The following is an 18,220-nucleotide window of genomic DNA, read 5'->3' as shown; positions in this document are numbered from 1 at the left end:
TCGATGCTTTTTTTGTTTGCATTGCCCCGGTCTTTCCTTATGGTTACTGCATGGGCAGAGTGACAATATCGTCAAAATATCAGGTGGTGATTCCCAGAGATGTCAGGGACAAGCATCTTATCAAGCCGGGTCAGGAAGTCCAGGTCTTCTATTACGATGGCCGCATTGAGATCATCCCGCTTCAGAGCATGAAGAAAATGCGCGGTATCGCTCGTGATATCGACACTGCAGTCCTTAGAGAAGGCGACAGGGTGTGAACGTCGTAGACTCATCAGGATGGCTGGAGTATTTTGCCGATTCCGACCGAGCGGATCTGTTCGCAAAGCCGATTGAAGACACAGAGCATTTGATCGTTCCTTCCATTTCAGTCTATGAAGTCTTCAAGAAACTCCTGATTGAGTTCAACGAAGATACCGCTTTGACTGCCATAGCTCATATGCAGATAGGAAAGGTCATTGATCTTGATCAGGACCTGGCAATGACCGCAGCCCGTATCAGCGTCGAAGAGAAGATTCCAATGGCTGACAGTATTATCTGGGCGACCACTCTTCGGCACGGAGCAACCCTGTGGACCCAGGACGAGGACTTCAAGAATATCAAAGGCAATGTAAAGTATTTCTCGAAATAATGATTTTCCGGAGAGCGAAATCTTTAAACGGTAGCTGGAATGATCGGTTTCTAATATCAAATGAAGAAAAATGGAAAGGGTTCAGCGAAAGAGCATACTCAAGTAGATGAAGACTTGCTGGCGGCGATTCTCAGTATCCTGCAGGAAGATAAACTGTCGGCCGATAGGACCAACGCGCAGATTGGTGATACTATATACTTATGCACTGGCGGCGACTACGACGGGATGTGGAGAATCGACGGGAAGTTGGACGGAGAAGAATCCTTTGTGTTCATAGGTCTTGGAAAATCTCGCGATAGCAAACTAACTAACTGGATGAGGGAAGACCGCCCGGAGATTTTCATTTGATTCGGGAATTCTTGACTTCTCTATTCGTTGGTTTCTAATTGGATTATGATGAAAGCGAAGATTGTCTACGATGAGAATCACCAGCCCGTTGAGGCTATCATTCCTTACGAAACGTATGTCCTCTGGCAACAGCAGGAAAGGGATGCTTCCGGGTTGATACCGACTCCGTGGTCCGATGAAGAGCTGGCTAGGATTCGAGAAATCATGGCGCGGCTTCCTGTGTCGGGTTTTTCGGAGGCTATCATGGCTGAGCGTGAAGAACGCCGATGATCCGCCCGCTCTATCTTGATACCTCGGCGGCGGCGAAGCAATCTCCCTCATTCACTCCGATTTTTACTCCTGCCTTGCTCAATGCCCTCCGCGCCCTCCGTGGTTAACCTCTTCTTGAGACAGCACAAGGCCCTCGCTCGCTTAACGATCTTCTATTGATAGCTCTTCAAAAATTCCGCAAAGGGCACCGGCGTCAGTTCCTCGGCCGTCGGCATGTCGGGTCGCTTGAAACGTTTTGATGCATGGATGTCTTCGGCTCGTCTAATGTGATCGCCTTCGGGTTTGCCGCCGGGCACACAGCGCTCATGGGCGTCACGGGCCAGTGCAAGCGATTCATCGGAGTACCAGATCATCTTATTTTTAAGTTTCGAAACAAACGTTTCATGTGTGAAGATGTCATTCCAGCGAAGACCGAAATACTCATAGAAGATATCTTCGCGTACCTTTAGCCGGCCGGGGTTACATTCTTGTGTTCGTTCGATATTCAACTGCGTTTTCGCGCGATTGCCGTCTGGATCGACCCAGCGAGCGTCATAAGGAGCGAACGAACAGAACGAGTCCACCCAGTCGATCACAAGCTCGACCAATCGATCCCAGCGATCTTCAATGGCCTTCCAGCGGATCAACGCCGGTTCATGCTGCCATTCGATCTGCTGTCGGGCAAGCTCATATTCAAGCGGGTCGGCGTACCCGAAAGGCGAACGGGCCACAAGCTCTTTCCATTTCGCCTGGATAGAAAGAAGCATGGGCAGACGTTCGACCGTGCGCATGCGCTCGGCGCAATAGATGTCATAGGCGATGACCGGCCCGGCATGCGGGCTGTTCAGTCCCATAAAGGCTCCCTCTTCTTCGGCCATGCGCAAGAATACCGGATAACTGACTCCCGATCTGCCCAGATCGACGACGCGCTGCACGACGGGAACGATGTGCGCATGCTCGGGCTGTTGCTTTAAATAGTTGAGAGAGTCTTCGTAGGCCTTGAGAGAGCGGGCCATGAGATCTTCGTCTGAACTGGAGCCGGACGACTGAGAGGCTAACGCTCGTCCGTACCATTCGCTGAATTTAGTGAAAAGTCCATCGTTGGCGAGCTTCGTACTGTAAGAGGCAAGGTCGTCCATCTCTTTCGCAAGGCCTTCCATCTGCGCGAGAACGGCCTTCATGTTATCGACGGCGTTACCGGTGATTTTCTTTCCCTCGATCTCGGCGACCATGTTGCGAAAGGTGCCGAGAATCATATCTACCATTCCAGGATCAACGGCCATTGTCGGTGCCTCTGTATTTTTTATGATCTTCAATACGGCGAGCGAGCGTGGAGTCGGGAAAGGGTAGCTTGCGCCGATGTCTCGTCTCTGATAAAAGAGCGTAGTTCATCTTCCAGTTCGGATCCCACTCTTTTGCGGCGGGTAGATCGATCTCCTGCCACAGCTGTCTGCCCTTCGCGCGATCGGCCTCAGCGGCGGATCGATGTTCGGCCTTCCAGCGATCGGGTACATCGGCACGTTCCGACACCTCAATATTCTCAAGGGCCGTGAAATCCGACCAGAAGTGATCGACAAGCAAATCGACGGCGATCTCGATGCGGTTTGCATCGAGGATGCGGTTAACCTCGGATGTGAGGTCCATGACATCGCTGATCGTCGACTCCATCTGTGAAACCGTTTTTAGAATGTTCTCAGGGCCTCTTGCTCGCACCGTTTCTTCGATTGAGCGAAAATGTCTCAGGCGGGCTGCTTCCTGATCTTTTACAAGAGCGACCGCCACCTTTACATGCAGATTGCCGGCAAAGAGCCGATCCCTGAATTCGTTCAGATCGGCGGCTGTTTCGATCGCTTCGAGCATCGCCCGCTCGGCAGCCTCGGAATGAGGATACATCGGATTGCCCTCATATTTTTTCAGACGGGCCCTGTAGTATTCGATGTATTCCTTATGCCGCTGTTCCATGCCGCATTGCATACGGCATGGATAAGAAAGGCAAGCAAAATTCCCGGGGATGTGCTCGTTCCCTTATTACATCAGTCCGTACTTTTCTGCGAACTTTCGCGCCGTCTCTTCGCTGGAAAAGTAGAGAGCATTGCTTTTCATCAGCGCAGACGTCTGCGCAGCAATTGAGCGTTCAGGGCGACGACGACCGTACTCAGGCTCATAAAGACGGCGCCGATAGCCGGACTGATTGCGATGCCCGGTATAAACCCCGTGGCCAGAGGAAGCGCTATGACGTTGTAGCCGGTCGCCCAGATAAGGTTCTGTATCATCTTTCGGTATGTTGCACGCCCGTAGGCGATGAGAGCGGCAATATCTGAGGGGTTGCTGTTAACGAGAACGATGTCGGCTGTTTCCGCAGCGACATCAGTGCCCGCTCCGACGGCGATACCTACGTCGGCTTGAGCCAGCGCCGGGGCGTCGTTTACTCCGTCTCCGGTCATGGCAACGTAATGGCCGGTTTTTTGAAGATCGGTAATGATCTCTACTTTTTGATGCGGTAAAAGTTCGCTGTAAACACCGTCAAGGCCAAGTCGGTTGCTGACGGCGTCGGCCGTTTTCCTGTTGTCACCCGTTGCCATAAAGACCTTTACGCCGGATGCTTGCAGGAACTGTACTGCATCTTTGCTTTCCGGTCGGATAGCATCAGCGAGAGTTAGACGTCCGACCAGATGTTTTTCTCTGAGAAGATAAACGATGGTTTCTGATCCGTCGGTTTCCACGGCCGGTACGGAAATACTCTCAGCCTGTAAATAGCCGGGACTCACCATTCGGAATACATCACCGTCAAGTTTGCCTTCGATGCCTCTTGCCGTTAACGATTTAAAATCGGTTACGTCGATTAAAGGAAGGCCTTGCTCCCGAGCGGCCGCTACGATTCCTCTCGCTATGGGATGCTCGGAATGCATTTCCAGTGAGGCGGATAAACGAAGTATTTCGGCCTCGGCAAAGCCCTGCGACAGACTCTCGATGCGTTGAACACGAAAAGCGCCTTCGGTCAGAGTGCCGGTTTTATCAAATACGATGGCATTGATGAGTCTTGAATTCTCAAAGGCCGTTCGGTTTCTTATGAGAAGGCCCTTTTGAGCTGCTGCGCCTGTTGATATGGCAACAACGAGAGGGATGGCCAGGCCGAGAGCATGGGGGCAGGCGATTACCATAATGGTCACCATTCGTTCGATGGAATACTCCAGGGTTGCCCCCGTTCCCATGGCGATAGCGAACGTCACAGTGCCCATCCCGATGGAGATGAAAGTCAGGTAGCGGGCGGCTCTGTCGGCCAGATGCTGGGTTTTGGATTTGGTGGCCTGCGCTTCCTGGACAAGGTTGATGACTTTATTGAGATAGCTCTCTTTTCCAGTACTGGTAACGCGAGCTTTCAGCGACTGTGCTCCGTTGATCGAGCCGCCGATCAATCGATCGTCTTGCTTTCGTTTTACAGGTCGGCTTTCTCCGGTGAGCATGCTTTCGTCGATATAACTCTCCCCTTCAATGATGATCGAATCGGCGGGCACCTTTTCATTTGCCTTGATCAGAATCAAATCGCCGGGCTTTAACCTGTCGATGGCAACATCCATAATATGGTCGCCGTGCACCATATGGGCCTCGGCCGGCAATAATCTGGCCAGGAGCTCCAGTGATCTTGATGTTGACTGAACGGAACGCATCTCGATCCAGTGACCGAGCAGCATAATGGAAATCAGAGTGGCAAGTTCCCAGTAGAAATCGTTTCCGTCCAATCCGAATGTGATCGCCACACTGTAGAGAAAGGCAGTGGTTATCGCAACAGCGATCAACGTCATCATGCCGGGCTTCAATGATCGGCTCTCGGCTACGATGCCTTTTAAAAAAGGCATCCCCCCATAGATAAAAATGGCGCTACCCATTGCGAAGAGTAGATAATGTCTTCCTGCAAAATCGATTGTATAACCGATCCAGTGCTGGATCATATCTGATAAGATAAGAATGGGAATGGTCAGCGTCAGAGAGAAGAAGAAGCGACGCCTGAAATCGTCGATCATAGACGAATGGTCGTGATGCTTATGTGGCTCGCTCGTTTCCGTCGAGCCGGAATGCGACTGATGTTCAGCATGATGCGTATGGTCCATTTTGGTAACTCCTTGTCGTCGGGCGTGTCCTACTTCGTGTATCTGAAGGGAGCCGAATTGTTATATGATTCGGCGGTAGCAGGGAAAAAGGCGGAGATCCTCTGGATCTCCGCTGAGAGAGTATCAATGTGCGTGGTTATGCTCGTGGGGCATGTTAGGCATGCACTGCTCGTGAGATTTGCCAGCTTCCATGCACTCCTGCATCTTCTTATGCTCGGCCATGCACTGCTCGTGTGTTTTTCCGCTTTTCATGCACTCCTGCATTTGTTTCGCGTGGTCAGCCTGGTTCTTTTCTTCGGGTGTGCCTTCAAGTTGGACGACGGCGAACAGCGCCGCTAAACCAATCGCTGTCAATAAGCTTGAGTTTGTTAACAATCGTCTTTTCATTTTCATTTCCTCCTGAATTATTGTTTGTCCCGGGGTTTCTTTTTTCTGGCCTTTGCTCTATTTTCGTAAAGCGACTCTGAAATCGTGGGCGTCATATCGAGACCGGTAGCCGCGGATCGAAGAGCGTTATGCTCACCTTTCAGCTCGCGCAGGCGCCACATCTCATAGAGCACGGGATAGATCAGAAGCTCCAGCACAAAAGATGTGATCAGGCCTCCGACCATCGGAGCGGCGATGCGCTTCATTAGATCGGAACCCGTACCATCGGACCAGAGGATGGGAATCAGCCCCAGAAAGGCCGAAGCGACGGTCATGATCTTCGGACGTACGCGTTTTACGGCGCCGTGAAGAATCGCTTCGCGCAGATCGGCCTCGTTGCGCAGCATTCCTTTCTTCTTTGCATCGTTGTACGAGAGATCGAGAAAAAGCAGCATGAAGGTACCCGTCTCTGCATCGAGCCCCATCAGAGCGATCATGCCCACCCATACGGCGATAGAGACGTTGTAATCAAGCAGCCACAGGAACCAGATGGCGCCGACAAGCGAGAAGGGTACGGCAAGCAAGACGATCCCCGTTTTCGGCCATGACTTTGTGTTGAAGTGAATCAAGAGTACGACAAGAAAGAGCGTGAGCGGCAGAACGATTTTCAGGCGCTGCTCGACTCTCTGCATGTTCTCGTACTGACCGCTCCACGAGAGTGTATAACGATTCGGAACGTTTACATGATCTCGAACGATCTGCTTCGCTTCTTTTACGTATCCGCCGATGTCCCGGCCTTCGATGTCGACGTAGACATACCCCGTTAACAGGCCGTTCTCATCTCTGATCATCGATGGGCCCTGCACGACGTGGATGTCGGCGATCTGCGACATCGGTATATGCGCTCCTGAGGGCGTGGGCACAAGGATGCGCCGCAAGGCGGCCAGGTCCTGACGGAAGGCGGGCTGATAACGCAGATGCACCGGATAACGTTCTCTGCCTTCGACGGTAACGGTGAGCGTTTCGCCGCCCAGCGCCAGTTGAAGGATCTGCTGGGCGTCATCGACCGTTAAGCCGTAACGGGCGAGATCTTCGCGACGCAGATCGAAATCGAGATAATAACCTCCCGTTACGCGCTCGGCAAAAACCGAACGTGTTCCCGGTACGTTTTCGAGAGATTTTTCAATCTGTCGACCGATCTGTTCGATCTCTTTTAAGTCGGCTCCCTGCACCTTGATACCGATCGGCGTGCGGATGCCCGTCGAGAGCATATCGATGCGTCCGCGAATGGGCATGGTGAATGCGTTCGTCCATCCCGGAATCTGCATCTTTTCGTTCATTCGGGAGATGAGTTCGTCATAGGTGATGCGATCGTTCCAGATCCAGCGAAACAGAAAATGTGTGAAGTCGGGCAGGAAGCTGAACCAGCGTTCTTTCTTGCTCCATTCTTCTTTCGGCTTCAAAACGACGACCGTCTCGACCATGCTGAACGGCGCCGGGTCAAGAGAGGTGTCGGCGCGACCCGCCTTGCCGTACACGCGCTCAACCTCGGGAAAGCTTTTCAGTATCTTATCCTGCAGCTGCAGCACCTTCTTCGCCTCTTCGACCGAGATGCCTGGAAGTGTTGTTGGCATATAGAGGATCGTGCCTTCGTTAAGCGGAGGCATGAACTCCGAGCCGAGCGATATATATACCGGCACCGTAGTGGCCATGAGAATGCCGGCCGCGGCGAGAGCCTTTTTCGGACGTTCAAGAACGTAGCGACAGGCCGGTTCATAGAGGCGAAAGAGCACCTTACTTACGGGATGCTCTTCTTCGCGGTAATAGCGACCGACAAAAAGTACCGTGCAGATGCGAGCCAGCCAGGCCGGCTTGAACTCAAATGGCGTTATACGCGCATAGAGCATGCGAATCGCCGGATCAAGCGTGATTGCCAGTATGGACGCGATGGCCATGGCCAGGTTTTTCGAGTAGGCAAGAGGCTTGAACAGTCGTCCTTCCTGATCGACAAGCGTGAAGATCGGCAGAAACGAAACGGCGATCACAAGCAGCGAAAAGAAGACCGATGGCCCGACTTCTTTCATGGCGCTGAGACGGACGGCAAAGAAGCTTTCGCGAAATCCCGGCCGCGACGCCGTTGCATGATCGACGACGCCGTCGCGAATGCCCTGATCGTCGAGCCAGTGCTCGATCTTTTTATAGGCGTTCTCGACCTCGACGATGGCTCCGTCGACAAGAACGCCGATCGATATGGCGATGCCGGCAAGCGACATCAGGTTCGACGTGATGCCCATGAAATACATGGGCAGAAAGGCAAGGAATACGCTGACGGGGATGGTGATGATGGCGACGCTTGCCGAAGGCCAGTGCCATAGGAATAACAGGATCACCAGGCTGACGATCAGAATCTCTTCAAGAAGAGTGTGTCGTAACGTGTCGATGGATTTCTTGATCAGTTCCGATCGGTCGTAGGTCGTTACGATTTTCATGCCCTCGGGCAGATAGGGCTCGATCTCTGCGATGCGCTGCTTGACGCGTTCGATGACGTTGAGCGCGTTCTCGCCCTGTCGCATGACGACGATACCGCCCGGCGCATCGCCGATTCCGTCAAGATCGGCCGCTCCTCTGCGCATATCGGGGCCGATTTCGATACGACCGAGCTGTTTCAGCAGAATGGCCGTCCCTGTTTTCGGGTCGGAGCCTACGGCGATATTCTCGATATCTTCGAGGTTCTTGATATATCCTCTTCCGCGAATCATATATTCGCGCCCCGACATCTCAAGCAGCCGGCCTCCGGATTCGTCGTTAGAACGCCGTATCGCCTCGGCGACTTCGGGCAGCTTCAAATCGTAGGCCAGAAGCGAAGCAGGGTTGATATGTACCTGATACTGCTTTACAAAGCCGCCGATGGACGCGACCTCGGCGACTCCCTGAAGGCTCTGCAACTGATAACGCAGATTCCAGTCCTGATAGGAGCGCAGCTCGGCAAGGTCATGGTTACCCGACTCGTCGGTAATCGCATATTGATAGATCCAGCCGACGGCCGTCGCATCGGGGCCGATCTCGGTCTGCACGCCCTGTGGCAGGGTCGGCAGAATCTTCGACAGATATTCGAGCACGCGGCTTCGCGCCCAGTAGATGTCCGTTCCATCTTCGAAGATGACATAGACGTAGGAATAGCCGAAGTCCGAAAATCCGCGAATGGATTTCACGCCCGGAGCGCCGAGCAGCGAACGTATGATCGGATACGTTACCTGATCCTCGATGATATCGGGGCTGCGATCCCACTTTGAATAGAGGATCACCTGTGTATCGCTCAGGTCAGGCAGAGCGTCCATTGGAATGTTCTTCATCGCCACGTAGGCGCCGGCGCTGATGACAGCGGCCAGGATGACGACAAGCAGGCTGTTATGCGCGCTGAAATCGATGACTCTTTGAATCCAGCTTTCTTTCTGTTCCTGTGTCTGCATCGTTATTCTCCGCGCAGCCTGGATTCGGAATCGATCAGGAACGTGGCCGAGGCGACGACGACCTCGCCCGCCGACAGCCCCGACAGGATGGCAATGCCTTCGTCGGCCTCACGTCCGACCTGGACACGACGCGGCGAGAAATGCGTACCGTTTCGCACCACGTAAACAAGCTGCTCCGTTCCCGTATCAATAAGGGCATCACGCGGAATCACAAGACCGCGACCCGCTTTCGACAGGATCGAGACGTTCACATACATATCGGGTTTGAGATCGGCCGCATTCTTTACTTCGATACGAGCCTGAAGGTTACGCGTTTCAGGATCGACGGTCGGGCTGACCGATCGCACCGTCCCCTCCCAGCCTTCGCTGCCGCTTCCCGGCAGTCGGATGCGGGCCTTCATTCCGGGTTTAACCGATGGCAGATCGTTCTGATAGAGCGCCGCATAAACCCACGTCGTATTGCCGCCTCCCTGTAGATACAGCGATTCGTATTCTTTGCGTCGGGCCGGTAACGTGCGAATTTCTTCTTCGCCCATGCCGAGCATCTTCAGACGTGTGATGGCATATTGCCTGAGGCCCGGATCGCCGGCTGCAATCGTCAGATACTCGCGAATCGCTACGGCAAGCTCGGGATCGAAGGCCACACGCCCCGTCGTGCGGATGCTGGTATGCAGCTCTTTCTCTTCAACGGTGGCCGTCTTCAATCCTATGAGCTGCTGTCGTTCGATGCTGACCTCAACGTTGCCGCCCGATTCCGTTTCCATCTTCGAATGATCATGCTCTGTGTTAACCCCGTTGTTCTCAGTCGACTCCGTCTTGTTCTCTGCGATTGGCTTCTTCTTCACAGGAACAAGATCCATATGACAGATCGGGCATTGCCCCGGGCCGTCCTCTTTGATCTGAGGATGCATGGGGCATGTCCAGTACGAGACATCTGAAGCATGATCGCTTTCGTCATGCAGCACAAGCCAGAACGATGTGGTCGCTATAACGGCGATAAGCAGAGCGATGATCGCAATCGTAACCCGTCGGCTTCGTGTCTGTAGAGTTGAGATAATTGCGCTTAATACGTTCATAAATCCTCCTTTTTTTCGCTGTCTGCCCGGGGATCAGGCTGAATCAAATTCAGGATGCGAGCAAGTTCGAAGATCTTCTCAAAGCGTTCCGCTTCCAGTTCTACAGCCTCCATTTCCAGGCTGTAAAGAGTCTCCCAGACGCGCAGAAGCGAGTTGAAATCCGTGCTGCCGGCCTGGTATCCTTCGCGAGCGGCAAGCACGGCTCGGTTTGCCTCGGGAATCATGCGGCCTCTGTAAAGTTTGATGCGTTCGGTGGCGCTTTCGATGTCAGAGAGCAGGGCGCGACGGCCTGCCTCGGCGGCGAGATTGAGATCGTCGTATTGAAACCGTGCGGCGTCGGTAAGTCGGCTGGACTCTTCAACGTTGTTATGGTTATTCAGCGCCGACCACAGCGGAACGCGCATGGTGAATCCGAGCGAGATGCGATTGTCGGGTAACGTTTCGGGCGGTTCCATATTGCCCGGTCGACTTCGCAGATACTTCGCAAAGATCGTAAAATCGGGGGCATAGTCCAGCTTATCGATCGTCGTGCGTTTCTCTTCGATCTGCGAATCAAGAGAGGCCATCGCAAGCTCGGGGGAAAGCTCGGCCACTTTGCGCGATTCTTTCTTGATCGCCACAAGGAGTTCTTCGGCGTAGCCGGCGACGGCATCGAAGTTATGCATCGTCTTTATGTCCGGAGCATAATATGACAATGTCGCCTCGGCCGCTTCATGCTGCTTTTCGTATCGTTGCAGCTTCTCTTCGAGGTTGCGCGATGAGAGCCGCGCCATCGAGATGTCGGCTAATCCTCCCTTGCCCAGAGCATACTGCGCCCCCGAAATGGAAAGGATCGGCTGGAATCGGCTCAGATACTGTCTCGTCAGATCCAGATGATGATGGATACGCCATGCAGCCGTTACGTCTCGTAGAAACGAGGCCGTCAGCTCGTTAGACGTCGCCATCAGGCGCAGGCGCGCCTTCTGTGCTTCGAGATCGACGATATCGGATTCCAGAGACAGCCGTCCCGGTGTGGGAATGGCCTGACTGATCATCAGCTCCGTTTCCATAAAGGCCTTCGGCGAAAGATCGGCCGGATCTTTCTTATACGGGGCTTCCATGTAGGTGAAGCCGATCATCGGATCAGGATAATACCATCCGCTGTAGCGCGCCTTTGCCAGAGCGGCGGCCAGTCGTTCGGCCGCTGCCTTTGTGCGCGGATGATTTCTCGTTAATAATAGCAGGCGTTCTTTGAACGACTGTTCCGGCAGATCAGCCGGTGCCGCAACAACAGGATGCGACAGAGCTCCTATGAAAAAGAGCAGGATGAATCGACGGTATTCCCGTACGAATGCAGGGCGCGTTATTCCATGAAACATAAAACCTCCAGAGACTCAGAAGAGAATCTCTGGAGGCTATATGCGAAGAACTCTTAACCTCAAGAAAAGGCGAAGAGGAGGAGACGTGGCAGGATCGAGTGAATGACGGAAGATATCGGGAGCTGCAGGCTCTTTAATAAGCGGCAGAGAGGCCTCGTAGAAAGGCAGGGCAACCTCAGTCGGCTGAAGCTGCGAGGCCTTTTCAGGAGCAACCTTACTATCGGAGCAGCCCGGACAGCTATTGCCATGATCGCCCCGGTCGTTATAGGGATCGTTCACCGGCTGCCCGGAATGCATGGGGCAATCAGCTGCCGGCGTAACGGGCGCGGCCCCAACTTCACAGGAGGCGGCACAGTAGAGGTTACCGGTAAAGGAAAGGGCCATAAAAATAGCCGCCGCAGTGAAGATCCTGCGTTGCGATGTGCCGGCTTTTTTAGAGTGCAGCCCGTCCATGCCTGTACCGGTTCGACTCTGGCATGTTTCGGGTTACATGTATAGCTCTTTTTTTCGGATTTGTGGATCAGAAAGGCAGAATTTCAGTAAAAATGAAGCGGCTCTGAGGTTCGAGCAGGCCTTCAGGGTAAGGGTCAGTCGTGGAAGGCCAGCAGCTGGTCGAGAGCCTGGGGAAGATGGAAGATGTCCATCGGCAGAAAAAGCGTTTTGCAGCGGCAGCAACGGATGGGATTGGCATCGGTCGTTTCGTTTCGCAGAAGCAGGATGCAGGGCGGAATTCCGCCAATCTCGCGCAGTCGAAAACCGATCTCGGTGGCGCTTTTATCGGGGCCGGCGATGATCAGGCAGAAGTTGATGTCGACGTCGTCGTAGCTGTCAGAGGCCTGATAGCGAAGACCGCGCTCCAGCAGAGAGGTGCTCAGAATATCTCGCAATGCGGGATCATCGGTGAGAACGAGCACGGTCGGTGATACGCAATGGCCTGGCATGAATCTGTTCCTGAAAGGGTGCAGCTTCTGCACCCTGCCAAGATAGAGATTGAAACCCGTCTGTGTATTATTTTTTTACATTCCGGGATTTTACGGCGTTGACGAAGAGTACCATCTCCTGAAGCGACCGGTCATAATCGGCATCCACCCAGCGGCTGAGCAGCACATGATTGCCCCGTTCGATGGCGACGGCGCGGTTGAGCGGATTGGGTTTGTCGAGCATTCCGAACTGGTGAAAGGCGTCGAGCATGGCAGGAACCGATGCCGTCTGATCCTTATGCTGCTCATCTTTATAATAGTAGAGTAGAAGCACGGGCATGGTCAGGCGTTCGTAGGTACCGCTGTTGGCTGCGTATTCCCGCAGATTCTCAAGGGATTTTATGGCCTTCAGATATTGTTTTGTGTACCAGAAATCCTGGTATCCCTCAATTCGTTTGTCGTTCGGATCATCCGGACGCTTCTCGGTTTTGCGAAAGGCGCTGCCGTTGACGGTTTCGAGCAGATACATGGCGCCGGGTTCGTTGGCAAGACGTCCCAGCCAGTCCTCGAAATCATAAAACGGCGAGGTGAGGATCAGGCCGTCGATTTCAGGGTGTCTGGAACCCAGATACGTTGCCAGAAGGCCTCCCATACTTGTGCCGACGATGATGACGCGATCGCCGAGCAGACGCGTCATCTGATAGGCATCTTCGACCTCGTTGATATAATCCGAGAAGGTGGCCTGAGCATGATCCTCTGGATTCGTGCCGTGGCCCGGAAGGCGCACGTAGTAGGTGTTGGCCTTGAATTTCTCGGCAAGCTGGTCGACGACAAGCTCCCCCTCGGCGCGGGAGGCACCGTATCCGTGAATATAGAGAATGGCAAACTCGGTCTTATCGGCGTAGCGGATCAGGCGCTCTTCGTTTCCAGGGCGTGCGCCCTTTTCGTGCGAGATGCGCAGTTTTTCTTTCAGGTATTCATCGAAGGTGGCCGGTAGCGTTCGCTTTTTGGAACGATACCCCGGAGGCAGAAGTACGGCGAGCGCCAGGGCGCCAGCGCCGACGACAAGGGAGAGAAGCAGGATTCTATTTCGCAGTTCACGACTCATGATGATCAGAAACCGGAAGCGGCCCGGAAAAGGACAGGAAAAAAAAGAGAGGCAGGCCGATATTGAATCAGAAACAAAGGTCTTTTTATACAAACCCATGCAGAAACATCAGAAAGAAGGCAGCTTCCGGGTCTTTGCGTATTCGGCCCAGGTATTCCGCATTTGCAGATTGATCGATCCCGCCGATTCGGTGGACGACCTGCCAGGCATCCCGCTATCCGGACGCAAGGAATCCCTTCAGATCGTTAAGGATAGCGAAAGCAAGATCATCGCCCGGCGCAAGAGCTTTCGCTTTGTGCTCGATCCTCCGACCGGAAGCTTTCGTATCGACCTTGAGGGGCAGACCCTGCTGAAAGGGCGCATGCAGATGGACGAGCAGAGATTCCTTCTGCTGCGTCTGATGTCGACCATGGAGGTCTACGGGCTCGGCGCCTTCGAGGGCAAGAGAGATCGAAACGAAGGCCGTTATTTGCTGCGCACGATCGATACTCTATTTTATGAAGTGAAGGACCAGTCTTACTCCGCCTTTCCCTTTCTGTTTTTCCGGTCCGAAGGCCAGTCGTTTGGATTGTTGCTGAACAGCTCGTACCCGCAGCAGTTCGATATTCAAAGAGATACGAGGATTGAAGAAGGCCTCGAGATTCACGTCAGCCGCCATCTTCCTACCTCCGTTGAAAAAGAGCCGGCTCCGATCGATCTTGTATTATTCACCGGCTCGCCAGCCGACATCCTGCGTTCCTATGCACAGTTAACAGGGCAGCCGTTTTTGCCGCCTGTCTGGGCGCTCGGCTATCATCAGTCCCGATGGTCGTATCGCAGTCAGAAGAAGGTGCTTGAGATAGCGAAGACGGCAAGACAGCACCGGCTTCCTCTTGACGTAATCCATCTTGACATTCACTATATGGATCGCTACAGGGTGTTCACCTGGAATCCCGAAAAATTCGCCGAGCCCGAACGATTGCATGCGGAGCTTGCCGAGCAGGGCGTGCGTACCGTCGCTATCATCGATCCCGGCGTCGCTGCGAAAGACGACTATGATGTCTACAGAGGCGGATTGGAAGGCGATCATTTCTGCCGCAAAAGCGACGGCTCGCTTTACATCGGCAAGGTCTGGCCCGGTCTGTGCGCCTTCCCGGATTTCGTGCGGGAGGATACGCGCTACTGGTGGGCCCGTCAGCATAAGCCTATCTTTAATGCCGGCGTGAGCGGCATCTGGAACGATATGAACGAGCCCGCTTTGAAGATGGGCAAGACGACGGAGCCGCTTGACGAAGATATCACACACGTCGACGGCTCGCATCTGCGCTATCGCAATCTTTATGGCAACCTCGAAGCGAAGGCCACCAACGAGGCCTTCAACGTATGGAAGCCCGGCCAGCGTCCGTTTGTGCTGACGCGCTCGGCCTTCTCGGGCATCCAGAAGTATGCCGCGCTCTGGACCGGCGATAATCATTCAAGCTGGGCGCATCTTCGCGATAACCTCTATCAGATCGTTAACCTTGGATTGTGCGGCGTGCCGTTCAGCGGAGCGGATGTCGGCGGTTTCGGTTCGAGATCGGGCAAACTCGGCGCTTTGAAGCTGCGCCGGCAGCCCGAGCTTTTTCAGCGCTGGGTGGAGCTTGGATCGTTGATGCCGTTTTTTCGCATCCACACGACGCTCTATTCGTACAGTCAGGATCCGTGGAGCTACGGGCCCGAAGTATTACAGAACGCACGCAAGCATATCAATCGGCGCTACAGCCTTCTGCCGTACATCTATTCGCTCTTCTGGGAGGCCCATCGCACGGGCATGCCTATCGTCCGGCCTCTTTTTCTTGAATTCCCTTCGGTGGAGTATGCGAGAACGTCATCGCAGTTTATGCTCGGTCCGGCACTTCTTGCCGCACCCGTCATGCAGCCCTCGCTCAGGGAGCGCGTCGTCGAGCTTCCTCCCGGCGATTGGTACGAGTTCGAAACGGGCGATCTTTATAGAGGAGGCCGCGTTCAGATTCCTGTTTCGCCGGGTTATTATCCTCTTTTTATTCGTTCGGGTTCGATGATTCCGTTCGCCCGCCCCGGACGCAATGCAGAGGAGACTCTGGCTAACGATATCTTTATACAGGTGTATCCCGATCAGGAGGTCCAGGGTACGCTGATTCTTGACGACGGCCTGAGCCTCGATTATGCGCACGGCAAAACCTTTGAGGCCCGACTGAAAGGCAAACGAGACCGCAACGGCGATGTCTCTCTGGAATGGACGGTGACGACTCGAGAATATCAGCCGACGCAGTCTAAGCTAACGCTGCGCCTGCCTCTTCCTTACCGACAGATGAACCAGAAGAATAAGAAGATACAGGGCTCTGTGAGGACGCTCGGCAGCGAAGATCGCTCCGTTCAGGTTATGGAATACGAGCTGCCTCTTACGCAGGACTGGACGGCGACGTTTGTGTATCGCAATATCTTTCAGGGAGAGATTTGACTATCCTATTCTGCCAGGAAGAAGCCAGTTGACCACAGAGGGCTCCGAGGACACGGAGGAAGAGACAGATATTTGTTAACCGATCGCCTGTTTCTTCTGTGCTGGAATCGGGTCGGTGGCGGGAAAGAAGTCAATCCTGACGATTCAAGAAATCTTCGGCAGCCTTCAGGATCATCGGAGAGACATTTTTTCTGTTCCCCTGATCAACGGCATATGTAAACAGCCTGTTCCCACGAACCATCGTCCTTTCTCGTTTGAACGCCGTAGCCGCAGCCTGTACCGCATATTCTGGCTTCTCATACACGACTAACCGATAAAGCACGTTTCCTTTGTAATGAATGAATTCGCCAGGGATCTGTTCCCCGCCTGCGTTTATGAACGTAATGCAAACCAGGCCCGGGCCGTAATCTGGCCAGTCGCCAGAAGCAGTTCTTTCGCTATAAGATGCCTCCCAGAGAAACATCATTCCTTCAGCTCCAGAAAACAGAGTTAGAATGCTTTCGTTGAATTCAATACAGTCCTGTGCACGATTCTGAGGGAGTGTTTCTTGCCTGGCAATAATTCCCTGGGTGTGACACAATATCAATGAAATGAAAAGCAGTATCGTCATGTTCCTCATCTGCCTATCCGCCTCCTTTTCGCTATGTTGCCGCCTGCGTTTAGTCGAGAGGCGGTGCCTCTTCGATGACGCGCATCTCTTTCCAGTGGCCGAGAGAGAAGCGCACGAAGAAGCCAAGGGCAAGGACCAGGCCGTACACCGTCGCGATCGTCCAGACCGTGTAGATATTCGCCTGAAAGTAATACACGGCCAGGCCGACGGGTAGAACCAGACCGAAGATGGCCATCGTCGTTAACATGAACATAACGAAACGCGTATCGCCGGCGCCCTTTAACGCCGACGAAAAGATGATGTTCATTCCGTCAAAGAGGGCGAACAGAGCGAGAAAGCGAAGAAGGATCTTCGCTTTCTCGGCGACCGGGGCGAATCGTTCAGGGTCTGCGCCTAACTCGAACGGCAGTAGAAAAAGCGAGGGCAGGGCGATATAGCACAGCCCCATGAAGCTCATGTAGGCGAACGAAAGATGAAAGCCCGCAATAGAGCTCGACTCGGCCAGCGGCGGCTTCTCGGCGCCGAGGTACTTGCCGACAAGGATCGAGATGGCGAAGCCAAGCCCCATCATCGGCATGAAGGCGATCGTGTTCACGTTGAAGGCGACGTTTGTCGCGGCCAGGTCTTCGGTTCCGAGATGGCCGACGATGAGAATGAAACCCGTGAAGCCCGCCAGATCGATGAAGAACTGCATTCCGCTTGGAAGTCCGAAGCGAATCAGACGCTTGAACAGTTCGAGATCGAGGCGCCACTGCCTGAGAGCGTTGTCGTTTTCGGCGAAGCCCGGAATATAAAACAGGCCGACATAGAGAATGCAATAGACGACGGCTGCTGCCGAGGTGGCGATGCCGGCGCCTTTCATGCCCATCTCGGGGAATCCGAATTTGCCGAAGATCAAAACGTAATCAAGCGTTAGGTTGAAGCCCGTCGCTACGAAGTTGATCCACATAACGGGCCAGGTGCGACCGATGCCGGTGAAGTAACCCGAGAAAGCAGCGGATGCGATATGCGGAGCGGCACCCAGACAGAGCATCTGAAAATACTCGGACTCGAATCGCTGCACGGCAGGTTCATGGCCGAACAGGGCGAAGATCTGCGGAGCAAAGGGAATCAGAAGCAGATGAATAAAGCCGCCGATCAGAGCAATATAGATGCCCTGCCACATCGCCGATCCCATACGTGAAAAACGGCCTGCTCCGTAATACTGAGAGACGAAAACGCTGACGTATCCGGCTGTGCCGGCGAAGATGCTTGTCGTCGTAATATTGAGAATGCCGGCCGGCAGCGAGGCGGCAAGGGCTTCAGGCGAATACCAGCTGAGAAATGTGCGGTCGACGAACATCTGTAGCGACCATGCCGACGTACTGAGAATAAGCGGAACCGAGATGGCAAGCACCTCGCGGTAGCCGCCTTCTCCTTTCCAGTGGCCTCTTCTGACGATCTGCCTGAGAGCTGACAGCACGGTATTCATTGGACCGATTCTGGAATACCACGGAATTAGTAAATTCAGAAACCACTGA

The 18,220-nt window shown here is 53.9% G+C and carries 17 protein-coding genes; 5 read left to right on the top strand and 12 right to left on the bottom strand.

The genetic code is table 11. From position 1 onward, the window contains the following. The first annotated feature begins 50 nt into the window (after positions 1 to 50). Genes LEPIL_RS13860 through LEPIL_RS13845 form a run of 4 tightly spaced genes read left to right on the top strand, consistent with a single transcriptional unit; the run spans position 51 to position 1,246 of the window. A complete protein-coding gene (locus tag LEPIL_RS13860) occupies positions 51 to 257 on the top strand; it encodes an AbrB/MazE/SpoVT family DNA-binding domain-containing protein (RefSeq protein ID WP_002773309.1) in 207 nt (68 codons plus the stop codon). Beyond that, entirely contained in the window at positions 254 to 628 is a 375-nt protein-coding gene (locus LEPIL_RS13855) for a type II toxin-antitoxin system VapC family toxin (RefSeq protein WP_002773306.1), read from the top strand. The genes LEPIL_RS13860 and LEPIL_RS13855 overlap by 4 nt, the downstream gene beginning before the upstream one ends. Positions 629 to 688: 60 nt before the next feature. Continuing rightward, complete coding sequence (locus LEPIL_RS13850; RefSeq protein WP_002773304.1) at positions 689 to 976, top strand: hypothetical protein; 288 nt, start codon at positions 689 to 691, stop codon at positions 974 to 976. Between the two features lie 48 nt (positions 977 to 1,024). Next, positions 1,025 to 1,246, top strand: coding sequence for a hypothetical protein (locus LEPIL_RS13845; protein ID WP_002773295.1), 222 nt, complete (start codon positions 1,025 to 1,027; stop codon positions 1,244 to 1,246). A 152-nt stretch (positions 1,247 to 1,398) separates the two neighbouring features. On the opposite strand, the gene LEPIL_RS13840 is transcribed toward LEPIL_RS13845, so the two are convergent. From LEPIL_RS13840 to LEPIL_RS13795, 10 genes are all read right to left on the bottom strand, one after another. Then, on the bottom strand, positions 1,399 to 2,508 hold the full coding sequence (locus LEPIL_RS13840) for a hypothetical protein (RefSeq protein WP_002773294.1): 1,110 nt from the start codon (positions 2,506 to 2,508) through the stop codon (positions 1,399 to 1,401). Beyond that, positions 2,498 to 3,187 (bottom strand): hypothetical protein, encoded by a 690-nt coding sequence (locus LEPIL_RS13835; protein WP_002773292.1) that lies wholly within the window; start codon positions 3,185 to 3,187, stop codon positions 2,498 to 2,500. The genes LEPIL_RS13840 and LEPIL_RS13835 overlap by 11 nt, the downstream gene beginning before the upstream one ends. A 140-nt stretch (positions 3,188 to 3,327) precedes the next feature. Further along, on the bottom strand, positions 3,328 to 5,334 hold the full coding sequence (locus tag LEPIL_RS13830; protein WP_002773290.1) for a heavy metal translocating P-type ATPase: 2,007 nt from the start codon (positions 5,332 to 5,334) through the stop codon (positions 3,328 to 3,330). A 123-nt stretch (positions 5,335 to 5,457) separates the two neighbouring features. Beyond that, positions 5,458 to 5,721 carry a hypothetical protein gene (locus LEPIL_RS13825; protein ID WP_002773288.1) on the bottom strand — a complete coding sequence of 88 codons (264 nt, stop codon included), beginning with the start codon at positions 5,719 to 5,721 and terminating at the stop codon, positions 5,458 to 5,460. Positions 5,722 to 5,738: 17 nt separating this feature from the next. Then, positions 5,739 to 9,170: an efflux RND transporter permease subunit gene (locus tag LEPIL_RS13820; RefSeq protein WP_002773286.1), complete on the bottom strand. Its 3,432-nt coding sequence runs from the start codon at positions 9,168 to 9,170 to the stop codon at positions 5,739 to 5,741. A 2-nt stretch (positions 9,171 to 9,172) separates the two neighbouring features. Beyond that, positions 9,173 to 10,246, bottom strand: coding sequence for a heavy metal-binding domain-containing protein (locus LEPIL_RS13815; protein ID WP_002773283.1), 1,074 nt, complete (start codon positions 10,244 to 10,246; stop codon positions 9,173 to 9,175). Further along, a complete protein-coding gene (locus tag LEPIL_RS13810) occupies positions 10,243 to 11,604 on the bottom strand; it encodes a TolC family protein (protein ID WP_002773282.1) in 1,362 nt (453 codons plus the stop codon). Before LEPIL_RS13810 ends, LEPIL_RS13815 begins: the two co-directional genes overlap by 4 nt. A gap of 36 nt (positions 11,605 to 11,640) precedes the next feature. Next, on the bottom strand, positions 11,641 to 11,988 hold the full coding sequence (locus tag LEPIL_RS13805) for a hypothetical protein (RefSeq protein WP_143464693.1): 348 nt from the start codon (positions 11,986 to 11,988) through the stop codon (positions 11,641 to 11,643). 203 nt (positions 11,989 to 12,191) lie between these two features. Continuing rightward, positions 12,192 to 12,545: a response regulator transcription factor gene (locus LEPIL_RS13800; RefSeq protein ID WP_002773278.1), complete on the bottom strand. Its 354-nt coding sequence runs from the start codon at positions 12,543 to 12,545 to the stop codon at positions 12,192 to 12,194. 67 nt (positions 12,546 to 12,612) lie between these two features. After that, entirely contained in the window at positions 12,613 to 13,632 is a 1,020-nt protein-coding gene (locus LEPIL_RS13795) for an alpha/beta hydrolase (protein ID WP_002773277.1), read from the bottom strand. A 97-nt stretch (positions 13,633 to 13,729) separates the two neighbouring features. On the opposite strand from LEPIL_RS13795, the gene LEPIL_RS13790 reads away from it, so the two are divergent. Next, positions 13,730 to 16,090, top strand: coding sequence for a TIM-barrel domain-containing protein (locus LEPIL_RS13790; RefSeq protein ID WP_157135082.1), 2,361 nt, complete (start codon positions 13,730 to 13,732; stop codon positions 16,088 to 16,090). Between the two features lie 130 nt (positions 16,091 to 16,220). Here the strand turns inward: LEPIL_RS13790 and LEPIL_RS13785 are convergent, their stop codons facing one another. Both LEPIL_RS13785 and LEPIL_RS13780 read right to left on the bottom strand, forming a co-directional pair. Continuing rightward, positions 16,221 to 16,700 carry a hypothetical protein gene (locus tag LEPIL_RS13785; RefSeq protein ID WP_143464696.1) on the bottom strand — a complete coding sequence of 160 codons (480 nt, stop codon included), beginning with the start codon at positions 16,698 to 16,700 and terminating at the stop codon, positions 16,221 to 16,223. Positions 16,701 to 16,749: 49 nt separating this feature from the next. Continuing rightward, positions 16,750 to 18,171 carry an MATE family efflux transporter gene (locus LEPIL_RS13780; RefSeq protein ID WP_002773274.1) on the bottom strand — a complete coding sequence of 474 codons (1,422 nt, stop codon included), beginning with the start codon at positions 18,169 to 18,171 and terminating at the stop codon, positions 16,750 to 16,752. Positions 18,172 to 18,220: the final 49 nt, after the last annotated feature.

Origin of the sequence: Leptonema illini DSM 21528 (genome assembly GCF_000243335.1) — a bacterium.
GTDB classification, from domain to species: domain Bacteria; phylum Spirochaetota; class Leptospiria; order Leptospirales; family Leptonemataceae; genus Leptonema; species Leptonema illini.
The sequence above is the reverse complement of the archived record's forward strand: the minus strand, read 5'-3'. Positions and strand labels throughout refer to the sequence as shown.

What these genes read in the sequence shown, in the direction of transcription:
- LEPIL_RS13860 (WP_002773309.1), top strand. Translation starts at nt 51, where the DNA reads ATGGGCAGAGTGACAATATCGTCAAAATATCAGGTGGTGATTCCCAGA.
- LEPIL_RS13850 (WP_002773304.1), top strand. Translation starts at nt 689, where the DNA reads ATGAAGAAAAATGGAAAGGGTTCAGCGAAAGAGCATACTCAAGTAGAT.
- LEPIL_RS13845 (WP_002773295.1), top strand. Translation starts at nt 1,025, where the DNA reads ATGAAAGCGAAGATTGTCTACGATGAGAATCACCAGCCCGTTGAGGCT.
- LEPIL_RS13840 (WP_002773294.1), bottom strand. Translation starts at nt 2,508, where the DNA reads ATGGCCGTTGATCCTGGAATGGTAGATATGATTCTCGGCACCTTTCGC.
- LEPIL_RS13835 (WP_002773292.1), bottom strand. Translation starts at nt 3,187, where the DNA reads ATGGAACAGCGGCATAAGGAATACATCGAATACTACAGGGCCCGTCTG.
- LEPIL_RS13830 (WP_002773290.1), bottom strand. Translation starts at nt 5,334, where the DNA reads ATGGACCATACGCATCATGCTGAACATCAGTCGCATTCCGGCTCGACG.
- LEPIL_RS13825 (WP_002773288.1), bottom strand. Translation starts at nt 5,721, where the DNA reads ATGAAAAGACGATTGTTAACAAACTCAAGCTTATTGACAGCGATTGGT.
- LEPIL_RS13820 (WP_002773286.1), bottom strand. Translation starts at nt 9,170, where the DNA reads ATGCAGACACAGGAACAGAAAGAAAGCTGGATTCAAAGAGTCATCGAT.
- LEPIL_RS13815 (WP_002773283.1), bottom strand. Translation starts at nt 10,246, where the DNA reads ATGAACGTATTAAGCGCAATTATCTCAACTCTACAGACACGAAGCCGA.
- LEPIL_RS13810 (WP_002773282.1), bottom strand. Translation starts at nt 11,604, where the DNA reads ATGTTTCATGGAATAACGCGCCCTGCATTCGTACGGGAATACCGTCGA.
- LEPIL_RS13805 (WP_143464693.1), bottom strand. Translation starts at nt 11,988, where the DNA reads ATGGCCCTTTCCTTTACCGGTAACCTCTACTGTGCCGCCTCCTGTGAA.
- LEPIL_RS13800 (WP_002773278.1), bottom strand. Translation starts at nt 12,545, where the DNA reads ATGCCAGGCCATTGCGTATCACCGACCGTGCTCGTTCTCACCGATGAT.
- LEPIL_RS13795 (WP_002773277.1), bottom strand. Translation starts at nt 13,632, where the DNA reads ATGAGTCGTGAACTGCGAAATAGAATCCTGCTTCTCTCCCTTGTCGTC.
- LEPIL_RS13790 (WP_157135082.1), top strand. Translation starts at nt 13,730, where the DNA reads ATGCAGAAACATCAGAAAGAAGGCAGCTTCCGGGTCTTTGCGTATTCG.
- LEPIL_RS13785 (WP_143464696.1), bottom strand. Translation starts at nt 16,700, where the DNA reads ATGACGATACTGCTTTTCATTTCATTGATATTGTGTCACACCCAGGGA.
- LEPIL_RS13780 (WP_002773274.1), bottom strand. Translation starts at nt 18,171, where the DNA reads ATGAATACCGTGCTGTCAGCTCTCAGGCAGATCGTCAGAAGAGGCCAC.